The organism is Amylolactobacillus amylotrophicus DSM 20534 (genome assembly GCF_001434555.1).
Classification (GTDB): domain Bacteria; phylum Bacillota; class Bacilli; order Lactobacillales; family Lactobacillaceae; genus Amylolactobacillus; species Amylolactobacillus amylophilus.
This window is the reverse complement of record NZ_AZCV01000021.1, coordinates 1-570: the sequence shown is the minus strand read 5'-3', so window position 1 is coordinate 570 and position 570 is coordinate 1. Positions and strand designations below refer to the sequence as shown.

Genomic DNA, 570 nt, shown 5'->3' with positions numbered 1-570 from the left:
TACTGAACGAAGACTATACGCACAACTTTAAGCCCGGGTACGCTAATAAATATTGGGTTACAGACTGTACCGAGTTACTCTATGGCATAAATAATCAGTGTAAACTTCGGCTCAGTGCGATAAAGGATCTGTATGACCATTCGATAATTGCGTAGATGGTAGATGATACAGAAACCGCAAAATTGGTAACAGAGACATTTAAGTTAGCGATTGAGAATGAATATGGTGCAGTACCAGAAATACTGCACAGCGATCGTGGTAGCGGCTATGTGTCAGGGCTGTTTAACACTACCTTATCAGCTGAAGGAGTCTTGCATAGTATGTCGCGACCGGGAGAACCAGGTGATAATAGTTCAATTGAGAGCTTCTGGAGCCACATGAAAGAAGAGTACTTTAGGTTCTACACTTCAAATACAAAGCAAGAATTGATAGACAACATAGCGGAATTTATGAGCTGGTATAACAATGAACGCCGACAAAGCACACTAAAAGGCATGACTCCGAAAGAATTTCGAAATCATGCCTCAAAAAATATTGCCTGATTTTAATTATTTATCTGTCCACTTGACA

1 protein-coding gene is annotated in these 570 nt (G+C 40.2%); it reads left to right on the top strand.

Features of this window, described 5'->3' with window-relative positions:
* Nucleotides 1–155 precede the first annotated feature (155 nt).
* Nucleotides 156–542: an integrase core domain-containing protein gene (locus tag FC62_RS07875; protein ID WP_156408171.1), complete on the top strand. Its 387-nt coding sequence runs from the start codon at nt 156–158 to the stop codon at nt 540–542.
* Nucleotides 543–570: the final 28 nt, after the last annotated feature.

Excerpts from the sequence above, each read along its gene's own strand:
- FC62_RS07875 (WP_156408171.1), top strand. The coding sequence starts at position 156 with ATGGTAGATGATACAGAAACCGCAAAATTGGTAACAGAGACATTTAAG.